At 55.6% G+C, this 16,824-nt stretch carries 21 protein-coding genes; 13 read left to right on the forward strand and 8 right to left on the reverse strand.

What is annotated here, in order from left to right:
• Window positions 1-160 precede the first annotated feature (160 nt).
• Window positions 161-1,417: a mechanosensitive ion channel family protein gene (locus ACYAC5_RS08085; protein WP_277974754.1), complete on the reverse strand. Its 1,257-nt coding sequence runs from the start codon at window positions 1,415-1,417 to the stop codon at window positions 161-163.
• Window positions 1,418-1,621: 204 nt separating this feature from the next.
• Between ACYAC5_RS08085 and ACYAC5_RS08090 the strand changes: the two genes are divergently transcribed.
• Window positions 1,622-1,819: a DUF6404 family protein gene (locus ACYAC5_RS08090; protein ID WP_007891509.1), complete on the forward strand. Its 198-nt coding sequence runs from the start codon at window positions 1,622-1,624 to the stop codon at window positions 1,817-1,819.
• 101 nt (window positions 1,820-1,920) lie between these two features.
• Entirely contained in the window at window positions 1,921-2,115 is a 195-nt protein-coding gene (locus ACYAC5_RS08095) for a hypothetical protein (protein WP_101760798.1), read from the forward strand.
• Window positions 2,116-2,146: 31 nt separating this feature from the next.
• Here the strand turns inward: ACYAC5_RS08095 and ACYAC5_RS08100 are convergent, their stop codons facing one another.
• The 3 genes from ACYAC5_RS08100 to ACYAC5_RS08110 all read right to left on the reverse strand — a co-directional run bounded on the left by ACYAC5_RS08100 (window position 2,147) and on the right by ACYAC5_RS08110 (window position 3,488).
• Window positions 2,147-2,395, reverse strand: a complete 249-nt coding sequence (locus ACYAC5_RS08100; RefSeq protein WP_101760797.1) for a DUF883 family protein — start codon at window positions 2,393-2,395, stop codon at window positions 2,147-2,149.
• Between the two features lie 150 nt (window positions 2,396-2,545).
• Window positions 2,546-3,097, reverse strand: a complete 552-nt coding sequence (locus ACYAC5_RS08105; protein ID WP_309836687.1) for a hypothetical protein — start codon at window positions 3,095-3,097, stop codon at window positions 2,546-2,548.
• 61 nt (window positions 3,098-3,158) lie between these two features.
• Complete coding sequence (locus ACYAC5_RS08110; RefSeq protein WP_101761034.1) at window positions 3,159-3,488, reverse strand: hypothetical protein; 330 nt, start codon at window positions 3,486-3,488, stop codon at window positions 3,159-3,161.
• Between the two features lie 198 nt (window positions 3,489-3,686).
• Here ACYAC5_RS08110 and ACYAC5_RS08115 point away from each other — a divergent pair, with 198 nt between their 5' ends.
• On the forward strand, window positions 3,687-3,866 hold the full coding sequence (locus ACYAC5_RS08115; RefSeq protein ID WP_008108187.1) for a hypothetical protein: 180 nt from the start codon (window positions 3,687-3,689) through the stop codon (window positions 3,864-3,866).
• 129 nt (window positions 3,867-3,995) lie between these two features.
• A complete protein-coding gene (locus tag ACYAC5_RS08120) occupies window positions 3,996-4,379 on the forward strand; it encodes a hypothetical protein (RefSeq protein ID WP_101760796.1) in 384 nt (127 codons plus the stop codon).
• A 1-nt stretch (window position 4,380) separates the two neighbouring features.
• On the opposite strand, the gene ACYAC5_RS08125 is transcribed toward ACYAC5_RS08120, so the two are convergent.
• Window positions 4,381-5,055, reverse strand: a complete 675-nt coding sequence (locus ACYAC5_RS08125) for an MBL fold metallo-hydrolase (protein ID WP_101760794.1) — start codon at window positions 5,053-5,055, stop codon at window positions 4,381-4,383.
• 23 nt (window positions 5,056-5,078) lie between these two features.
• A complete protein-coding gene (ldcA, locus tag ACYAC5_RS08130) occupies window positions 5,079-6,002 on the reverse strand; it encodes a muramoyltetrapeptide carboxypeptidase (protein WP_192413618.1) in 924 nt (307 codons plus the stop codon).
• Between the two features lie 163 nt (window positions 6,003-6,165).
• On the opposite strand from ldcA, the gene emtA reads away from it, so the two are divergent.
• On the forward strand, window positions 6,166-6,795 hold the full coding sequence (emtA, locus tag ACYAC5_RS08135) for a membrane-bound lytic murein transglycosylase EmtA (protein ID WP_192413617.1): 630 nt from the start codon (window positions 6,166-6,168) through the stop codon (window positions 6,793-6,795).
• Between the two features lie 52 nt (window positions 6,796-6,847).
• On the opposite strand, the gene ACYAC5_RS08140 is transcribed toward emtA, so the two are convergent.
• On the reverse strand, window positions 6,848-7,792 hold the full coding sequence (locus tag ACYAC5_RS08140; protein ID WP_137385584.1) for a sugar-binding transcriptional regulator: 945 nt from the start codon (window positions 7,790-7,792) through the stop codon (window positions 6,848-6,850).
• 183 nt (window positions 7,793-7,975) lie between these two features.
• On the opposite strand from ACYAC5_RS08140, the gene ACYAC5_RS08145 reads away from it, so the two are divergent.
• From ACYAC5_RS08145 to ACYAC5_RS08175, 7 genes are all read left to right on the forward strand, one after another.
• Window positions 7,976-8,917, forward strand: coding sequence for a substrate-binding domain-containing protein (locus tag ACYAC5_RS08145; RefSeq protein ID WP_462062778.1), 942 nt, complete (start codon window positions 7,976-7,978; stop codon window positions 8,915-8,917).
• Window positions 8,918-8,930: 13 nt separating this feature from the next.
• Window positions 8,931-9,542: a DUF2291 family protein gene (locus ACYAC5_RS08150; RefSeq protein WP_462062779.1), complete on the forward strand. Its 612-nt coding sequence runs from the start codon at window positions 8,931-8,933 to the stop codon at window positions 9,540-9,542.
• Complete coding sequence (locus ACYAC5_RS08155) at window positions 9,542-11,056, forward strand: sugar ABC transporter ATP-binding protein (RefSeq protein WP_110865954.1); 1,515 nt, start codon at window positions 9,542-9,544, stop codon at window positions 11,054-11,056. The genes ACYAC5_RS08150 and ACYAC5_RS08155 overlap by 1 nt, the downstream gene beginning before the upstream one ends.
• A 1-nt stretch (window position 11,057) precedes the next feature.
• Window positions 11,058-12,164: an ABC transporter permease gene (locus tag ACYAC5_RS08160; protein WP_101760787.1), complete on the forward strand. Its 1,107-nt coding sequence runs from the start codon at window positions 11,058-11,060 to the stop codon at window positions 12,162-12,164.
• A gap of 88 nt (window positions 12,165-12,252) precedes the next feature.
• Complete coding sequence (locus ACYAC5_RS08165) at window positions 12,253-13,086, forward strand: transketolase (RefSeq protein ID WP_192234240.1); 834 nt, start codon at window positions 12,253-12,255, stop codon at window positions 13,084-13,086.
• Entirely contained in the window at window positions 13,079-14,023 is a 945-nt protein-coding gene (locus ACYAC5_RS08170) for a transketolase family protein (RefSeq protein WP_192413613.1), read from the forward strand. Before ACYAC5_RS08165 ends, ACYAC5_RS08170 begins: the two co-directional genes overlap by 8 nt.
• Before the next feature lie 2 nt (window positions 14,024-14,025).
• Window positions 14,026-15,513: an FGGY family carbohydrate kinase gene (locus ACYAC5_RS08175; RefSeq protein WP_192413611.1), complete on the forward strand. Its 1,488-nt coding sequence runs from the start codon at window positions 14,026-14,028 to the stop codon at window positions 15,511-15,513.
• A gap of 128 nt (window positions 15,514-15,641) precedes the next feature.
• Here ACYAC5_RS08175 and ACYAC5_RS08180 read toward each other — a convergent pair whose 3' ends face one another.
• Window positions 15,642-16,376 (reverse strand): flagellar brake protein, encoded by a 735-nt coding sequence (locus ACYAC5_RS08180; protein ID WP_101760783.1) that lies wholly within the window; start codon window positions 16,374-16,376, stop codon window positions 15,642-15,644.
• A 186-nt stretch (window positions 16,377-16,562) separates the two neighbouring features.
• Here ACYAC5_RS08180 and ACYAC5_RS08185 point away from each other — a divergent pair, with 186 nt between their 5' ends.
• Complete coding sequence (locus ACYAC5_RS08185) at window positions 16,563-16,811, forward strand: GlsB/YeaQ/YmgE family stress response membrane protein (RefSeq protein WP_008102737.1); 249 nt, start codon at window positions 16,563-16,565, stop codon at window positions 16,809-16,811.
• Window positions 16,812-16,824 lie beyond the last annotated feature (13 nt).

Here is a 16,824-nt window from a genome sequence, read left to right on the forward strand (position 1 = left end):
ATGACGACATCATTATTTGCAAAATAGATGCGAATTTTACATGGAGGGGTTCGATAAATAAAGTTGAAAAATCAGCGTCCTCACCGGTATGTCATAAGCGCAGGCTATTCACTCATCGTCAGAAAAAACGGAAGCTAATCGCTTCCGTTTTTTTAATGCATTAATCGACTTGCTGCTCATTGGGTTTGGCGATTTGAGCGCGCTCCTGCGACAGTCGCCAGAAATCGCTGCCACCCGGTTGCTGGTACATCCGCAGTGAAAAGTGACCGACGATCGCATAGATATACTCAAAAATGGCCGACTGCGAATCCTCGTAATCCACCCACAGCACTGACGAGGTGAAGCAATAAACCTCCACCGGCAAACCCTCGGGCGAAGGCTTCATGGCGCGTACCACGATATACATATCCTTTTTGATATCGTCGCGCTGCGACAGCCACGCCGTCAGGTATTTACGAAACACCGTCAGATTGGTAATGCCGTTTTCTGCAAACCAGCGTTCGCCCACCGCATTGCTATCGCGGCCATCCATCAGTGCTGAAAGTTGCTCACTGACGCCGCGGATTTGGCTCATCTGCTGCACCATCTCGTGATCGAGAAAGCGTATCGACATCTGATCAAGATGGAAACTGCGCATAATGCGGCGCGCGCCGGAGGAGAACATCGCCTGCCAGTTGGTGTAGGTTTCGGTGAGGAAGTTTTTGGTGGGGATACGCGACAGCGTATTGTCCCAGTTGCGAATGGTGATGGTATGCAGCGCGATATCGATCACTTCGCCGCTGATGCCGTTATCCGGCATCTCAATCCAGTCGCCGAGTTGCAGCACATCGTTCGATGACACCTGAATATTGGCCACCAGCGACATCAGCGTATGCTGGAACACCAACATCAATACCGCCGCTACGGCACCCAAACTGGAGATAATAATCACCGGCGATTTATTCGACATAATCGCCAGAATCATAATCGCCGAAATAATGTGCACCAGAATCTTGCCGACCTGAATATAACCCTTGATCGAGTGATTTTTGCGCTTGGCTTTTTTCGAATAGGAGTTATTAACGATCTCCAGCACTTCTGTAAAGAACAGCGATAAATAGACGAAGAACAGAATGCCGCAGATGGTCTTAATTGCGATCAACAAATGCTCGGGTAAATCTGGCATAAACTGCAGCAGATAATAGACCGTGATCACCGGGATAAAGTTAGAGAGCTTCTCCGACAGCCTGACGTCCTTATCCAGCGGCACCTGATTTTTGTGCGTGCTGAAGAACACCTTTCTGACCACTTTAACGATAAAGAATTTACAGATCAGATGGGCGATCATGCCGGCAAACATCAATAATACCAGGCTGAAAGCGGCCGACAGCACCGTGTTACCCTCAATAAAACTTTGTATCTTGCTTAAATAATTCATTTCAACCACATGCCGGACAGTGTTGGCGGGAATTCAAACATAATCGCGCCGATGGCGATATGCGACGCGTGCGCATTAGTCTACACCATCGTGGGTTTACATTCCCTTTCGCAGAACTTTGAAACAGTTAACATTTACGTGCTGATGGCAGTGTGCATTAAAGACTAAACCGTTATCTTCAGCGCTTACGATTCAGGAGGTGGTATGCAAGGTGTAATCAAGTTCGTTAAGGGCTGGCTGCTGTTTTCGCTGTTGTGGGGCATCTTTATGTGGTTTGTTTCGTGGCAGGCGCAGGGCAAAGAGATCGGCATGGTGATCGTGATGAGCTTGTATGCGGGATTAATTTACCAGGCGCTGATGACCATGGTTGCGCGATACAAAGCACGGCGCGCGCAGGTGTAGTTATACACAACTGACGACAGAGCTTTGCGGCACATTGACGCTCATTTTCATTTACTCGGGCAATCTGGGCCGACATATCTCAGCTTGCTGGAAAAAGAACGATGGGAAAGAAAGTTGTCGCTGCGTGGTTTTTTCTGCTGCTGTCTGTGGTCGCTTGCGCACAGCCTTCAAGCTCAATAACGTTAACCCTGCAGCACGATCGTCATTTGAAGATGGAAAACAGCACCGTAGATGTGGCTGAAACGCCGGATGAACATATCAAAGAAGGAATATATGAAGTGGGTCAGCACCATTAAAATCGGGGCCTTGAGGCCCCGTTTTAACGGATTACTTACGTCCGAGCAGAAAACCGACAATCACACCAATGCTGGCTGCAACTGCCAGGCCGGTCGCGGGGTTATCGCGTACCGATTTCACCACACAATCCGCTGCATCCTGAACCGCATAGCTGGCCTGAGCCGGATAACGACGCGCCGCGCCTTTGGCTTCATGACGGCGTGAACCGGTGAATTGACCAAATTTTTCCTGGACGGCACCCGCCGCTTCATTCAATTTTGCTTCCGCTTTATCGCTCATAATGACTCCCTGATCGTGGTGAATGTCCTGTAAAGCGTAGTCAGAGAAACTGCAGGCAGCAAATGGCGCAGCGGTAAAGGTTGTAACAGCAGTTTGCAGTACGCAAAAATTCTGCGCATGCCAGCGGAGTGGGAAAGCGAAAGCCTGAAGTTAGGGCTGACCGCGATAAGCCGGATACCAGCTCACCAGAAAGTGACGCAGGTGGTCAAAACACCATTCGGCATCGTCGGCCTGCTGGCAGTAATAGCGCAAGGTCACTTTTTCGTAGCGCATGTGGCGCTGCTGCAGCGGAGACCAGCTCCAATCAAGCACCGCACGCGCGTAGTTGATTAGCGTGCCACTCTGCATGTTGTGCTGCTTCTCCTGACGGCTGAGGTAGATTTCAAACGCCTGATCGAGGCTTTGCGTCTCTTCCGTATTGAAGCCTGCCACCGTCGGACGAAATGCCACATCGATAAATCCGCACACGCCATCGTCACGTTGCTGCCAGTCGCAGGCCAGGGTCATAAATAAGCCATCCTGCAGATTCACTTCTTCCAGCAGGCGCCGCATATTTTCGGAGTGTTTACCGGCGGTGATCTCATCAATACGATCGGTTTCCAGCGTGAGGTCAAATCCACAGGGATTCACCGAGCCATCCGCATTGGTGCTGGCCGGAAAGGGGAAATCGATATAGCCATTGTTATCCAGACTCTTTTCCATCATGCAGGTCCGCCGCGTGCGATGGGCAGACAATAAACCATCTCACGATGCGACGCACGGCTTATGGGCACGTCCAGGTAATCATGGTGTTCTGATAAGGATTGATCAGGCGGAACTGTTTATCAGACAGGCGTTGCGCGTAGAAGCCCTCTGCGGTGATGGCCGATGGCACGTACTGAAAGCGATCGGTGGAGTGCAGCGTACCGCTTTGCACCTTCACGCCATCGCGCGATACGGCGAAGGCGCTCACCAAATCAAAGATGCGCGCCTGCGTGTTGCCCATCGATTGTCCATAAATCGTCGACACTTCGCCCGGACAGTCGACACCTTTCGGTGCGGAACTGCAGCCAGCTAACATTAAAAGGGTGAGTACAACCGTGATTCGCCACATGAGCACCTGCTTCATTCCCTGTTTGCCATGGCACGCCTATGCGTACTGATAAGTGGATCATAGCAGGTCTGACGCTGCTTCCCATTTGTCATTTGTATAATCGTTAAGCGGAAGGAATGTAAAGGGGTGACTTTACTAGCAGAGAAACGGTATTCTTGCCAGCGTTGCGCACCAGGTAAGCAAAACAAGGGTAAATTAATGAAAGAAGAAGAAGCGAGTTTAATGATTCTTCAGCACGCGATCGACAAATTAGAAGCCGACAAAAAGAAGCAGGTAATGAACTGCGTAGCGGCCATTCAGGAAGTGATGCAGCGTTTTGAAGCCGAAGAAGCCGGACTGGCATTGATGTTGGTCGCGGCGCAAGTGGCCGCTGAATAGTGCCTGCTCCCGCAGAATCTCATTGCGCTTGATGTACCAGGCTTTGCTGTTGTTGGATGAAGTTTATGGAATGCAGCAGCAAGGCCAATCACGCCACGAAATCATCATTTAACCTCAGCGGAGAACCCAATGAAGGCACTAGTCATGGCCGTTGGCGTGCTGGCATGTCAGATAGCGCCCGCCTGGAGCGAAACCGAATACCAAATCACCTGTCCCGGCCGTCCGACTATGACGGTATCGCGTGCCGAGTATGGTTTGAGTACGTTAATGTGGCCAACGCGCCACTTCCAGATTGCTGCCGGGCAGCAGCGCACCAGCCTGAAAGGGGGCGATAAAGTCGCCATCACCCGTTTTCGTAATGGCGATCAGTTAATCGTGAATAAAAAGAACGATGAAACTTTCTTCGTCTACGCCAACAGCAACAAGTTGTTGCCCTGCAGCCGCACCGATAAGCGCGATGCGCAGATTCTGTCGCTGGAACGCTACGACGACAGCGCGCGTCCAAACTCGTGAGTTAATAGCCCGGTTTGATGAGTTGCCGCTGGCGCAAATCCAGCGGCGACTGTTCCGCCTCATCAATGGCTGCCAGCCAGCTCTGCAAATTCACCTTAGCCCACGAAAGATGTCCGCGCGTGGTGCTCATCAGCACGACATCCGGGCGTAACGAGCGATACAACTCCAGCGACTGCTGCAGTTCGGTGGGATTGCTTTCAGGCATCAGCACGCTGATCCAGCGGTTGTAATCGCGGGTCAGCGTATCGCCGACAAACAGATAAGTGTGGCCGAGCGGCGAGTGGTAGAGATAGCTGCTGCTGCCGGGCGTGTGTCCGGGCGTCGGCAGCAGGTGAAAATCGCCGAAGTGCGTCTCTTGCTGTGTAAAGGTTTCGTCGGGCTCAATCACCAAACTGACCGGCCCGAGCGAACGACTGTGGCAATAGAGCGCGCTATTAAAGCGCTGCTGAATGGCGATCGCTCCCGGCGCGGCTTCGTGCCAGTGAGTTAAATAGTGGCGAATGACGCCGCCGGCATCGTTAAGGAACTCATGATCGAGCGGATGCTCCACGCGGCCAATCAATAAATTGCCGCGTGGGTGGCACAGCATAAAGCCATGCATCATTAAGTCACTCGCCGTCTCTTCGGCGGGGAATTCTGGCGTGGAGATCCACAAATCGTCGTACAGTGGCTTCATTGTCGGTCTCCTGCGGCAACACGTTAGCGCAATGTCGGATGGCCGGTGAAGGCGAACTGTGCTTCTCCATTCTCAATCTGCAACGTGGCGCTAGCGCCCAGCGGCAGCGTCACGGTATCGGCATCGTGTCCAAAAGCCAGATCGCTAATCACTGGAATCTGAAACTCGTCACGAATGCGCTGCCACACGGTGGCAAAATCAAAACCGTTGTCATACGCCGACAGCGATGTGCTGGTAAAGCTGCCGGTAATAATCGCTTGCTGGCGCGACAAAATGCCACTCTGCTGCAGCTGAATCAGCATGCGCTCGATACGGAACGGATGTTCGTTCACATCTTCGATCACCAGAATGCCGCCTTCAATTTGCGGCATCCACGGCGTACCAATCAGCGAGCAAATCATCGCTAAATTGCCGCCCCATAAAGTGCCTTGCCAGCGGCCGTGATCCGGGCTGGTGCTGCGCCAGCTTAGATTGACTGTAGGTGATGTCAGCGTTTGCCAAAAGTGTGATTCGGTAAAATCAGATAATGCCTCGGCACCAAAGTTACCGGCCAGCATCGGCCCGCTAAAGGTGATCAGCCCTATTTGTGCCAGTAACGCCAGCTGCAGCGCGGTGAAATCGCTGTGGCCGCACAGCGCCACCGGTTGATTGAGCAATCGACGTTGCAGGCCAACGTAATCGATCTTATCCAGCAAACGTGAAGCGCCGTAGCCGCCACGCACCGCCAGCACGATATCGGGCAGCGCCTCCAGCGTGGCCAGCACATTGATATCATTCAGCCGCTGCGCATCATCGCCGGCAAAGCGTTGAAAGCGGCGGGTGATCGCCGATAGATTGTCAAGATGATGGCCAGCAGCCTGTAAACGACTCACCGCGCGCTGGGCGGCGTCCTGATTGTGGCAATAACCGGAAGGGGCAATGAGATGTAGCGTGCGGGGAGTAACCATAACTTCCATCCTGCTGTAGAGTGGCCTGCCGATGATGACGAAATGCGTTATCGAAGTCACGGTAGCATAAGGTTTTTTACCGATTTAGGATAAACGGTAATTTTGCATCGCGCTGCGCCAGGTATGATAGCTTGCGCCAACCCTATTGCGGAACCAAAAATCAGTGAAAATTCGCCTACTTATGCTTTCTGCACTGCTGCTTGCTGGCTGTTCAAGCGAGCCGGAAAAACCGGCACTGCCCGAGAAGAATACGCCGTTAACTCAGGCACCGCCGTCGAAAGTAAATGATGCATGGTCAATGTTTACCGAAGATGCCGCCAGTCATTATGGCGTTGATGAGAAGTTAATCAGCGCCATTATTAGTGTCGAATCCGGAGGCAATCCCACCGTGGTGAGCCGTTCCAATGCGGTTGGTCTGATGCAAATTAAGGCCTCGACCGCGGGCCGCGAAGTCTATCGCATCCAGGGCCGTCATGGTCAGCCATCCTCGTCCGAGCTGCGCGATCCGGCCAAGAACATCGATATTGGCGCGGCTTACCTGAAAATTCTGCAGGATTCCGCCTTAGCCGGAATTCGCGATCCGCTGACCCTGCGTTACGCCACCATTGTCTCCTACGCCAACGGTGCTGGTGCCTTGCTGCGTACTTTCTCACGTGACCGCGAGCGTGCTATTGCGATGATCAATTCCATGACGCCGGACGAGTTTTACCAGCACGTACAGAATAAGCATCCGGCGGCACAGGCCCCGCGTTATTTATGGAAAGTCACCACCGCCTACCGCACCATCGGTTGATGCTGTACACCTATCTGTTGCGGCGCGATTTATGACGCAATGAATTGCGCCGCTACACCAACAATCGCGCCGTCGGATAATCCACAATCAACACCTGCACATAACCGCCGCGCAACGCCCCGCGAATCGCCTGCGCTTTCTCTTTGCCGCCCGCTAACGCCACCACCTGCGGACAGCGTTTTACCTGCGCCAACTCCATACCAATTACCGGATCTTCCTCTGCGCTCAGCACCGGTTGACCGTCGGCGTCAAAATAGTGCAGGCAGATATCGCCCACCGCGCCGCGTTCGGCCAGCGTTTGCAGCATCTCACCGTCGTAATAGTTGCCGGAATTGCGCAGCAGGGCGGACGGCTCGAGATCGCCGATGCCGACAATCGCCAGATCCACCTGATCAAACTTTTCCAGTACCACCGCGACATCGGGATTAACCGACAAACGCTGGCGATCCTTTACTGAGTGTTCGATTGATTGCGACGGCAGCAGCCACGCCGGACAACCCAGCAGCGCCGCGAGATTCTGCGTTAGAATCGTGGCCTGCACATTGCCGTTGGCGCCCACGCCGCCCAGTAGCTGAATGACGCCTTGGCACGGCGCGCTGAGCGGATGCAGCGCATCGACCATGGCGCGAATGGTGCCGCTCCAGGAGGAAATGCCAATCAGCTCATCGGCACGCACCCGCGTTTCCAGATAGTGCGCGGCGGCGGAACCGATCGCCTGTTTGATCTGCAACGCAGAAGCCTGATCCGGCACATCCACCACAATCACCTGCGGCAGTTGATACAGCTGCTCAATGGCTTTTTCCAGCTCAGGGAACACATTGGCCGGCGGCACCACGCTGATCTTCACCACACCTTCTTTCACGCTGCGATTAAGGATGCGCGACACAAAAGATTGCGACAGCTTCAACAGCTGCGCAATGTCGGACTGCTTCCTGCCTTCCACATAATAAAGCGTGGCGATTTTCACCATCAGCCGCTGTTCATCCTGTTTTGCCATGGTTTTTTCTCTCTCTTAACCCGCCTGGTATTGTTAATCAGCCTGTCAAAAATAACAACGCAGAACATTTTGTGATCGTTTTCGCTTTTTGAGGATCGGGCAATGGACGTGCTCAAGAAGCCAGCGCATAGTCATTATGCATATAAAATCGCAATTGAATATATATTCAATCGGAGATAACAAATGAAAGCCTCTGTCCTCAAAGTCTCTCTACTTGCTTCAATCATGATGATCTCGGCGGCGTCGCTGGCGGCGGATAAGGGGTTGCTGGCCATTATTACGCCATCGCATGATAACCCGTTCTTTAAGGCCGAAGCCGACGGCGCGCAGGCGAAAGCCAAAGCCCTCGGTTACACCACGCTGGTGGCCTCGCATGATGATGACGTGAATAAGCAAAATCAGCTGATTGAAACCGCCATCGCGCGCAAAGCCAAAGCCATCATTCTTGATAACGCCGGTGCAGATGCCACCGTTGGCCCGGTGCAAAAAGCCAAAGATGCCGGCATTCCTACCTTCCTGATTGACCGCGAAATCAATAAAACCGGCATCGCCGTAGCGCAAATCGTCTCCAACAACTATCAGGGCGCACAGCTCGGTGCCGAGAAGTTCGCCAAACTGCTGAACGGCAAAGGGGATTATGTCGAGCTGCTGGGCAAAGAGTCAGATACCAATGCGGGTGTACGTTCGCAGGGATATCACGATGTGCTGGATGATTATCCCGATCTGAAGATGGTGGCGCAGCAAAGTGCCAACTGGAGCCAGACTGAAGCCTTCAGCCGCATGGAAACCATCCTGCAGAAGAACCCGAATATCGTTGGCGTGATCTCCGGTAACGACACCATGGCGCTCGGTGCGGAAGCGGCGCTGAAAGCGGCGGGCAAAACCAATGTGATTGTGGTCGGCTTCGACGGCAGCGATTACACCCGCGACTCCATCCTCAATAAAGGCAACATCAAAGCGACGGTGCTGCAGCCGGGCTGGGATCAGGCGCAGATGGCCGTCGAGCAGGTGGATTACTACCTGAAGAACGGCAAAGCGCAGAAAGAGGAGAAGCAGCTGATGGATTGCGTGCTGATTGACGACAGCAACGCCGCGAAGCTGAAAACCTTTAAGCTGGCGCCATAACATGGAGGCCGGCATGAAGGGGAAAGCGCTGAGCGGCACGCTGGTGGCGCTGCTGACGCTGATGTTAGCCGCCTGCACCGTGGTGGATCTCGATGCCAACGGCAAACCCATCATGCCGAAAGATCCCAACGCCAAACCGGGCTACAGCGATCAAACGCCGCAGCAGATTGCGGAGTCAAGCTGGGCCAGCCGCGTGCAGCAGCCAGCTGAGAAGCAGGCGCTGAGCTGGGCGGATATGGAAACCAAAAGCCACACCGTCAAAGCGGGCGGCAGCGAAAGCGTGTTTGTGCGCGCGGCAGGCACGGTAACGGCGTTTGATAACAGCAACGAGCGGGAACGCAGTCTCACCATGACCATCAACGGCAAGCCGGTGAAAGTGTTGATTGGTCCGGTGCTGCGCGGCAACGCCATTCGCGATGCGGCCGGTTTCCGCTTCGAAGAGTTCACCAATCAGGTGCAGTACGCGCAACTGACCAAAGCACTGAATCGCCACGCGGTGAAACAGCTGCCCGCGGTGGATGCCAGCTGGGTGGGCAAACCGGCGCAGGTGCTGCTGGCCGTCAGCATGGGCGCGGGCACAGTGGAAGATGTTGTGGCGGTGCGGCTGCAGCAGGGGAATCCATAATGAGCGACGAGATCATTCTGCAAGCCAATCAGATGTCGATGCTGTTCCCCGGCACCTTAGCGCTGGATCGCGTGGATTACCGCGTGTGGCGCGGCAAAGTTAACGTCATCATCGGCGAAAACGGCGCGGGAAAATCGACGCTGATGAAGATTCTCGCCGGCGTGCAGCAACCGACCAGCGGTGAGATGTTCCTGAACGGTAACAAAGTGGCGTTTCACAGCACGCGAGACGCCGCGCGCCACGGTATCGGCATGGTGCATCAGGAGCTCAACCTGTTTGAGAACCTCAGCGTAGCGGAGAACATTTTCCTTGGCCGGGAAATCCAAAGCGGCATTCGGCCCATCAATGAAGCCGAGCAGAAACGCCGCACCGCCGCGCTGATGCAGCGCCTCGATCAGCCAATTTCACCGGATGAGAAGGTCGGCAGCCTGAAGGTTGGCCAGCAGCAACTGGTGGAGATCGCCAAAGCGCTGGCGGAGGACGCCGACATTCTGATCCTCGACGAACCGACCTCGGCGCTGAGCAAAACCGAAGTGGAGATCCTGTTTCGGGTGATCCGCGAACTGACGCGTCAGGGCGTCTCCATCATCTATATCTCGCATCGGCTCGAGGAGCTGATGGCGATTGGTGATGTGATCACCATTCTGCGCGACGGGCGTTTTCAGGCCGAAGCGCAGGTCAGCGATATCGACGTGCCGTGGATCGTGCGCGAAATGCTGGGCAGTGAACCGGTCGGCACTTTCCTGCCGCCGGATCGCCAGTTCGGTGCGCCGGTGCTGGAAGCCGAACACATCACCTGCGTCAGCCCGAACGGCAACACGCTGGTGGATGATGTCAGTTTTCAGGTACGTTCCGGAGAGATCGTCGGCATTTACGGGTTGATGGGCGCGGGGCGCACCGAACTGTTTGAGTGTTTGCTTGGCACGCAGCGTAACTATCTCGGCAAGCTGTGGCTCGACAGCAAACCGCTGCCGACGCGTCTGCCGACCGCTGAACGCATTCGTATGGGCATGAGTCTGGTGCCGGAGGATCGCAAACGCTCGGGCATTTTTCCCATCTCATCGGTGGCGAGTAATCTCACCATCGCCAGCCTGTGGCGGCGTCTGTCGCATCGCACCGTGATTTCAGAGCAGGCGGAACGGGAAGTGGTGACCAGCACCGTCGGCAATCTGGCAATCAAAATCTCCTCGCCGGATGTCGCCATTAGCGCACTGAGCGGCGGCAATCAGCAAAAGGTGGTGATTGGCCGATCGCTGCTGACCAATCCGCGCTTGCTGCTGCTGGATGAACCGAGTCGCGGCATCGACGTCGGTGCCAAAGGCGAAGTGTTCCGCATGATGGTGAAGCTGTCGGAGCAGGGCATTGCGGTGGTGTTCTCCACCTCAGATTTGAAAGAGATCATGGCCGTTGCCGATCGCATTATTGTGATGTCCGGCGGCAAATTGACTGCTGACCTGCCGCGCGCTGAAGCGGAAGAGGCGGCGCTGGTTAAAGCAAGCGCACAAGGGTTCTGATATGAAAAACAACGGCGCGCTCGCGCTCGCATCGCCTGTCAAAGCATTCAACTCACGCGAAAGCCTGATTTTGCTGCTGCTCAAACTGCGCACCTTTATTGCGCTGTTTCTGATTGTCGGCTTCTTCGCTATCACGGTGCCCGATTTCCTCGCGGTGGGCAGCATGGTGATCATGGTGAAACACATCGCCATTAACGCCTTCCTCGCGCTCGGCATCACGTTTGTCATTATCACGGCGGGCATCGATCTCTCCATCGGCGCCACGCTCGGCCTGTGCGGCATGATCGCCGGCTGGCTGATTACCAAAGGCATTGTGTTGCCGATGTTTGGCATCGCTATCTTTCCCAGCGTGTGGCTAATCGTGCCGATTGTATTGCTGATTGGCGGCCTGATTGGTGCGGTCAATGGCTGGATCATTACCCGCTATAACGTGGCTCCGTTCATCTGCACGCTCGGCACCATGTACATCCTGCGCGGCACGGCGATGCTCACCTCGGGCGGCGAAACCTTCCCCGGTTTGCAGGGCAATGAAATGCTGGGGAATACCGGATTCGACAAGATTGGCGCCGGCTATTTCCTTGGTTTGCCGTGGGCCATCTGGATGATGGTGCTGCTGGCGCTGGTGATTGCCTACGTGGCGCGCCGCCTGCCGTTTGGCCGTCAGGTTTACGCGATTGGCGATAACGAACGCGCCGCTGAACTCTCGGGCGTGAAAGTGAAGTCGGTGAAAATCTGGGTCTATGCCATCTCCGGTTTCTGCGCGGCAATTGCTGGCATCGTGGTCTCGTCGCAGCTGGTGGCCAGCCATCCGGCGAACGGAACCTCCTTTGAAATGAACGCGATTGCCGCAGTGGTGCTGGGCGGTACCTCGCTGGCGGGTGGACGCGGCACCATTCTTGGCACGCTGATTGGTGCCTTTGTGATCGGCTTCCTCGCCGACGGTTTGATCATGATGGGTGTGAGCGAGTTCTGGCAAATGGTGATCAAAGGCATCGTGATTATCGTGGCGGTGATCATCGACCAAATGCAGAGCCGCATGCAGCAGAAAGCGGCGGTGGTGGCGCAGAAAGCGCTGATTGAGGAGGGCGGTAGCCCGGCAAAAAGTTAATCGGTTGGGTGCAGGCGCTGATTGTCTGCACCTTTTTTTCTTCATCACGAATAAATATTCATCCATGCTTTAAAATTCAGAGGTGTCTATGAATCCTTTCAAATACTCGGTAGCGGATCTGGCAGCGAAAGCGCGCGCCGTGCGCCGCCGCATCATCCAGCTTAATGCGGGCAGCCCGGCGGGCGGTCACACCGGTGCCGATCTCTCACAGGTTGAGATCCTTACCGCGCTCTATTTCCGCATCCTGAACTGCGCGCCAGATCGCACCAACGATCCGCAGCGCGACATCTATATCCAGTCGAAAGGCCATGCGGTGGGCGGTTATTACTGCGTGCTGGCAGAAGCCGGTTATTTCCCCACCGAATGGCTGCCGACTTATCAGCATTCCGATTCGCATCTGCCGGGCCATCCGGTGCGGCAAAAAACGCCGGGCGTTGAGCTGAACACCGGCGCGCTGGGTCACGGTTTACCGGTGGCGGTCGGCATTGCGCTGGCGGCGAAGAAAGATAACAGCGACCGACGCATTTTTGTCGTCACCGGTGACGGTGAGCTGGCGGAAGGCAGCAACTGGGAAGCGGCGCTGGTGGCGGCGCATTACGGCCTCGATAACCTGGTGATCATCAATGACAAGAACAAGCTGCAGCTGGCGGGGCATACGCGCGACATCATGAATACCGATCCGCTGCCGGAAAAATGGCGCGCCTTTGGTCTGGATGTGAGCGAGTGCAACGGCAATGACATGGCGGCGGTGGTGGACGCCATCGAAAACCTGCCGCGCAACAGCGGCAAGCCACAGGTGATTGTGGCGCATACCGAAAAAGGCTTCGGCATCTCCTTTATTCAGGGCAAACCGGAGTGGCATCACCGCGTGCCGAAAGGGGAAGAGATTGCGTTGGCACTGGAGGAATTAAAAGATGAGTAATGCAAAACATTTGGCGACGGTAATGGTTGAGGCATTTATTGATGCGGTTAATCGCGGTGTCGATTTAGTGCCGGTGGTGGCCGATTCCACCTCAACCGCGAAAATTGCGCCCTTTATCAAAGCATTCCCCGATCGCCTGATCAACGTGGGTATCGCGGAGCAAACGCTGGTGGGCACCGCCGCCGGTCTGGCAATTGGCGGCAAAGTGGCCGTGACCTGCAACGCCGCGCCGTTCCTGGTTTCCCGCGCCAATGAGCAGGTTAAAGTCGACGTCTGCTACAACAACACCAACGTTAAACTGTTTGGCCTGAATGCCGGTGCCAGCTACGGCCCGCTGGCCAGCACCCATCACAGCATCGACGACATTGCGGTGATGCGCGGCTTCGGCAACATCGAAATCTATGCGCCATCCTGCCCGCTGGAGTGCCGCCAGATTATTGAGTATGCGCTGGCGCATGTCGGGCCGGTGTATATCCGTCTGGACGGTAAAGATCTGCCGCAGCTGCACGATGAAAACTATCAATTCCGTCCTGGCCAAATCGACGTGTTACGTGAAGGTCATGACATTGTGCTGGTGGCGATGGGCTCGACGGTTCACGAGGTGGTTCACGCCGCCGAGCAACTGCATGAGCAAGACATTACAGCAGGTGTGATCAGCATTCCATCGATTCGACCTTGTGATACCCAACAGCTGCGCGAGCTGTTAAATCACTATCCAGCGGTCATTACCGTGGAAGAACACAACGTCAACGGCGGCGTCGGCAGCCTGGTGGCAGAAGTGCTGGCGGAAGGCGGTTGTGGCATCCCGCTGCTGCGTTTGGGCATCCCCGACGGCGAATACGCGATTGCCGGCGATCGCGCCTCCACCCGTGCCCGACATGGTATTGATGCCGCCAGCGTAGTGAAGAGTGCAGCGCGCATCTGTGCAGGAGCGTAAAGATGGCAGGTTCGTTGATACTGGCAATTGATGAAGGCACCACCAACGCGAAAGCGATTGCGGTCGATCGTGCCGGCAATGTGGTGGCACGCGGCAGTCAGCCGCTGACGCTGGAACATCCGCAGCCGGGTCTGGCGGAGCAGGATCCGCTGGCGATATGGCAGGCGGTGAAACAGGCAGTGAGCGCTTGTCTGGCGCAGTGTGCGGGGGCGCAGGTTGCGGCGGTGGCGATCAGCAACCAGCGCGAATCGGTGCTGATCTGGCAGCGACATAACGGTCAGCCGTTGACGCCGTTGGTCAGCTGGCAGGATCGCCGCTCGGAGGCGTTTTGCCGCGATCTGCGCGTGGCGGGTAAAGCACCGCGCATCACCGGACTCACCGGGTTGGCGGTGGATCCGATGTTTCCGGCCGGCAAACTTACCGGCATGCTTACTGCGTTGCCGAATGGATTCGCGCGCGCGCAGGCCGGTGAACTCTGTATCGGCACCGTGGATAGCTGGCTGAGCTGGCAGCTGAGCGGCGGCGAAAGCTTCGTCACCGATCATGCCAATGCGGCACGCACCCAACTCTACAACCTGCACAGCGGCGACTGGGATGATGAATTGCTGGCGCTGTTCCATATTCCCCGCGCGGCGCTGCCGCAGATTGTGCCCTCGGCCAGCGCGCAAGGCGTGGTGACACGCAACGATATTCCCGGTTTAGCGCCCGGCACGCCGATTTTGTCACGCATCGGCGATTCGCACGCTGCGCTGCAAGCGCAGCGCAACGGCAGCGAAGAGGTGGTGAAAGCCACTTACGGCACCGGTTCATCACTGATGATGTCGATGGCGACGCCGTTGCTGACGGAAAATGGCCTCAGCACCACGGTGGCGTGGCACGACGGCACGCTGCGCTATGCCTTTGAAGGCAACATTACCCACACCGGTTCCGGCGCGGCGTGGCTGGGCCGCATGCTTGGCATTCATGATCCGCGAGAACTCACTGCGCTGGCGCAGCGCAGCGAACACAATCAGGGCATCTATTTTGTGCCGGCGCTTTCCGGTCTTGGCGCGCCCTGGTGGGATTTGAAAGCGCGCGGCATGGTATGTGGGTTGACCGATGCGGCGACGCCGGAGGTGCTGGCGCGCGTGGCGCTGGAGTCGATCACCTTCCAGATCGCCGATGTGTTTTTTGCCATGGAGCAGGCCAGCGGCGTGCAACTTCCTGCGCTGTGCGTGGATGGCAGCGCCACGGAAAATAGCTGGTTGATGCAGATGCAGGCCGATGTATTGCAGCGGCCACTGAAACGCGTGCCGACGGCAGAAGTTTCTGCGCTGGGCGCCGCGCTATTAGCGGGTCGCACCTTAGGCTGGTGGCAGCAGGGCAGTGAGATGCAGGCGTTACAGGGCGGTAGCGTGATCACGCCGCGAGAGGATCAGGCGAAAAACATGCAGGAGAATTATCACGGCTGGCTGGATGCGGTGGCGCGTTGCCGTTATCAGCCGCATTGATTACCGTTATTTAAATCGCGCACGCTTCGTAGCGGCGCGATTTATCGCGCTTTGTAGACGTGTATCTCATGCCACATAGCGCAATAAATTGTGCCGCTACGATGTTGTACGGTGATAAACGTCCAGCGCTACTGGAAACGGTTGGCTTTATCACGCGCCAGACGTTCCAGCGCAAAAATCACCTGCTGTAGCTGGCGTTCCTGAATCGGTTCGATGGCGGTAAAGCGGAAGCTGAGGCGCGGTGTGGCGCGGGTTTCATTCTTGCTGGTCACTACGGTGCGTTCACCAATGTGCAGCAGCTGTGCTGTCACCTCAAAGTGACCATACTCAGCTAAATCCACGCGCAGGTTTTTAAAGGTATCGCCGCGATTGAGGCCTTCCGGTAGCGCTTCGTCCAGCAGCACGCCGACGCCGCCCAGTGACAGATCCTGCAGGCGGAAACGCGCGGTACGCCCATCAGGCCACTGGCTGTGGCAATAAAAAACCGGTTCCAGTGGCGCATTGACGCGAAAGAATTCACGACGTTGAATCTGCCACACCAGTTCCGGCAGCGACGCAGCAAAAGCGGGTAAGCCTTCGAATTCAACCCGCTGTAAACCGGTTAAGCCAAATTCGACTTTGGCACCGTGCGTTTCGGCGGCAATATTCACTTCGCCACCTTGCAGCGCTAAATCGTTATCCAGCGCGTTGCTGCCGAGGTCAAAGATCACCTGATCTTCATCGGCTGACAGCAAGCGACTGATAAACTGACCGCGCGAAAAATTCACCATCAACGGGGTTTGAAAACGCAACAGGTCCTTCATCACGCCCAAAACCGCTAACGTGCCTCGCTTGAGGTATTGTTCTTTATCGGCTTCTCCCACGTCCTGCTCCACTTATCCGATTGTTATTTTCACGACTGACAATGCTGTTCGTCAGTTATCGGCGTCGCTGCGCTAACCTTTAGGCAGCTAACGGCTATTTACTGCGGCAAGTTGGGATGCAGATCATAAAATCCCGTCTATACTAGAGGCGGTGAACACATTGATTAATAACGTAAGGAGCAGTACATGGGTATTCTTTCATGGATTATTTTTGGTCTGATTGCCGGGATTATCGCTAAGTGGATTATGCCGGGTAAAGATGGCGGCGGCTTTATCATCACCGTGGTTCTGGGTGTGGTGGGTGCGGTTGTCGGTGGCTGGATCAGTACCCTGTTTGGTTTCGGTAAAGTTGACGGTTTCAACTTTGGCAGCTTTGTGGTGGCAGTGATTGGTGCCATTGTGGTGCTGTGGATCTACCGTAAAGTGCGAAGTTAATCGCGCCAGGATT

The organism is Pantoea sp. y20, assembly GCF_054903455.1.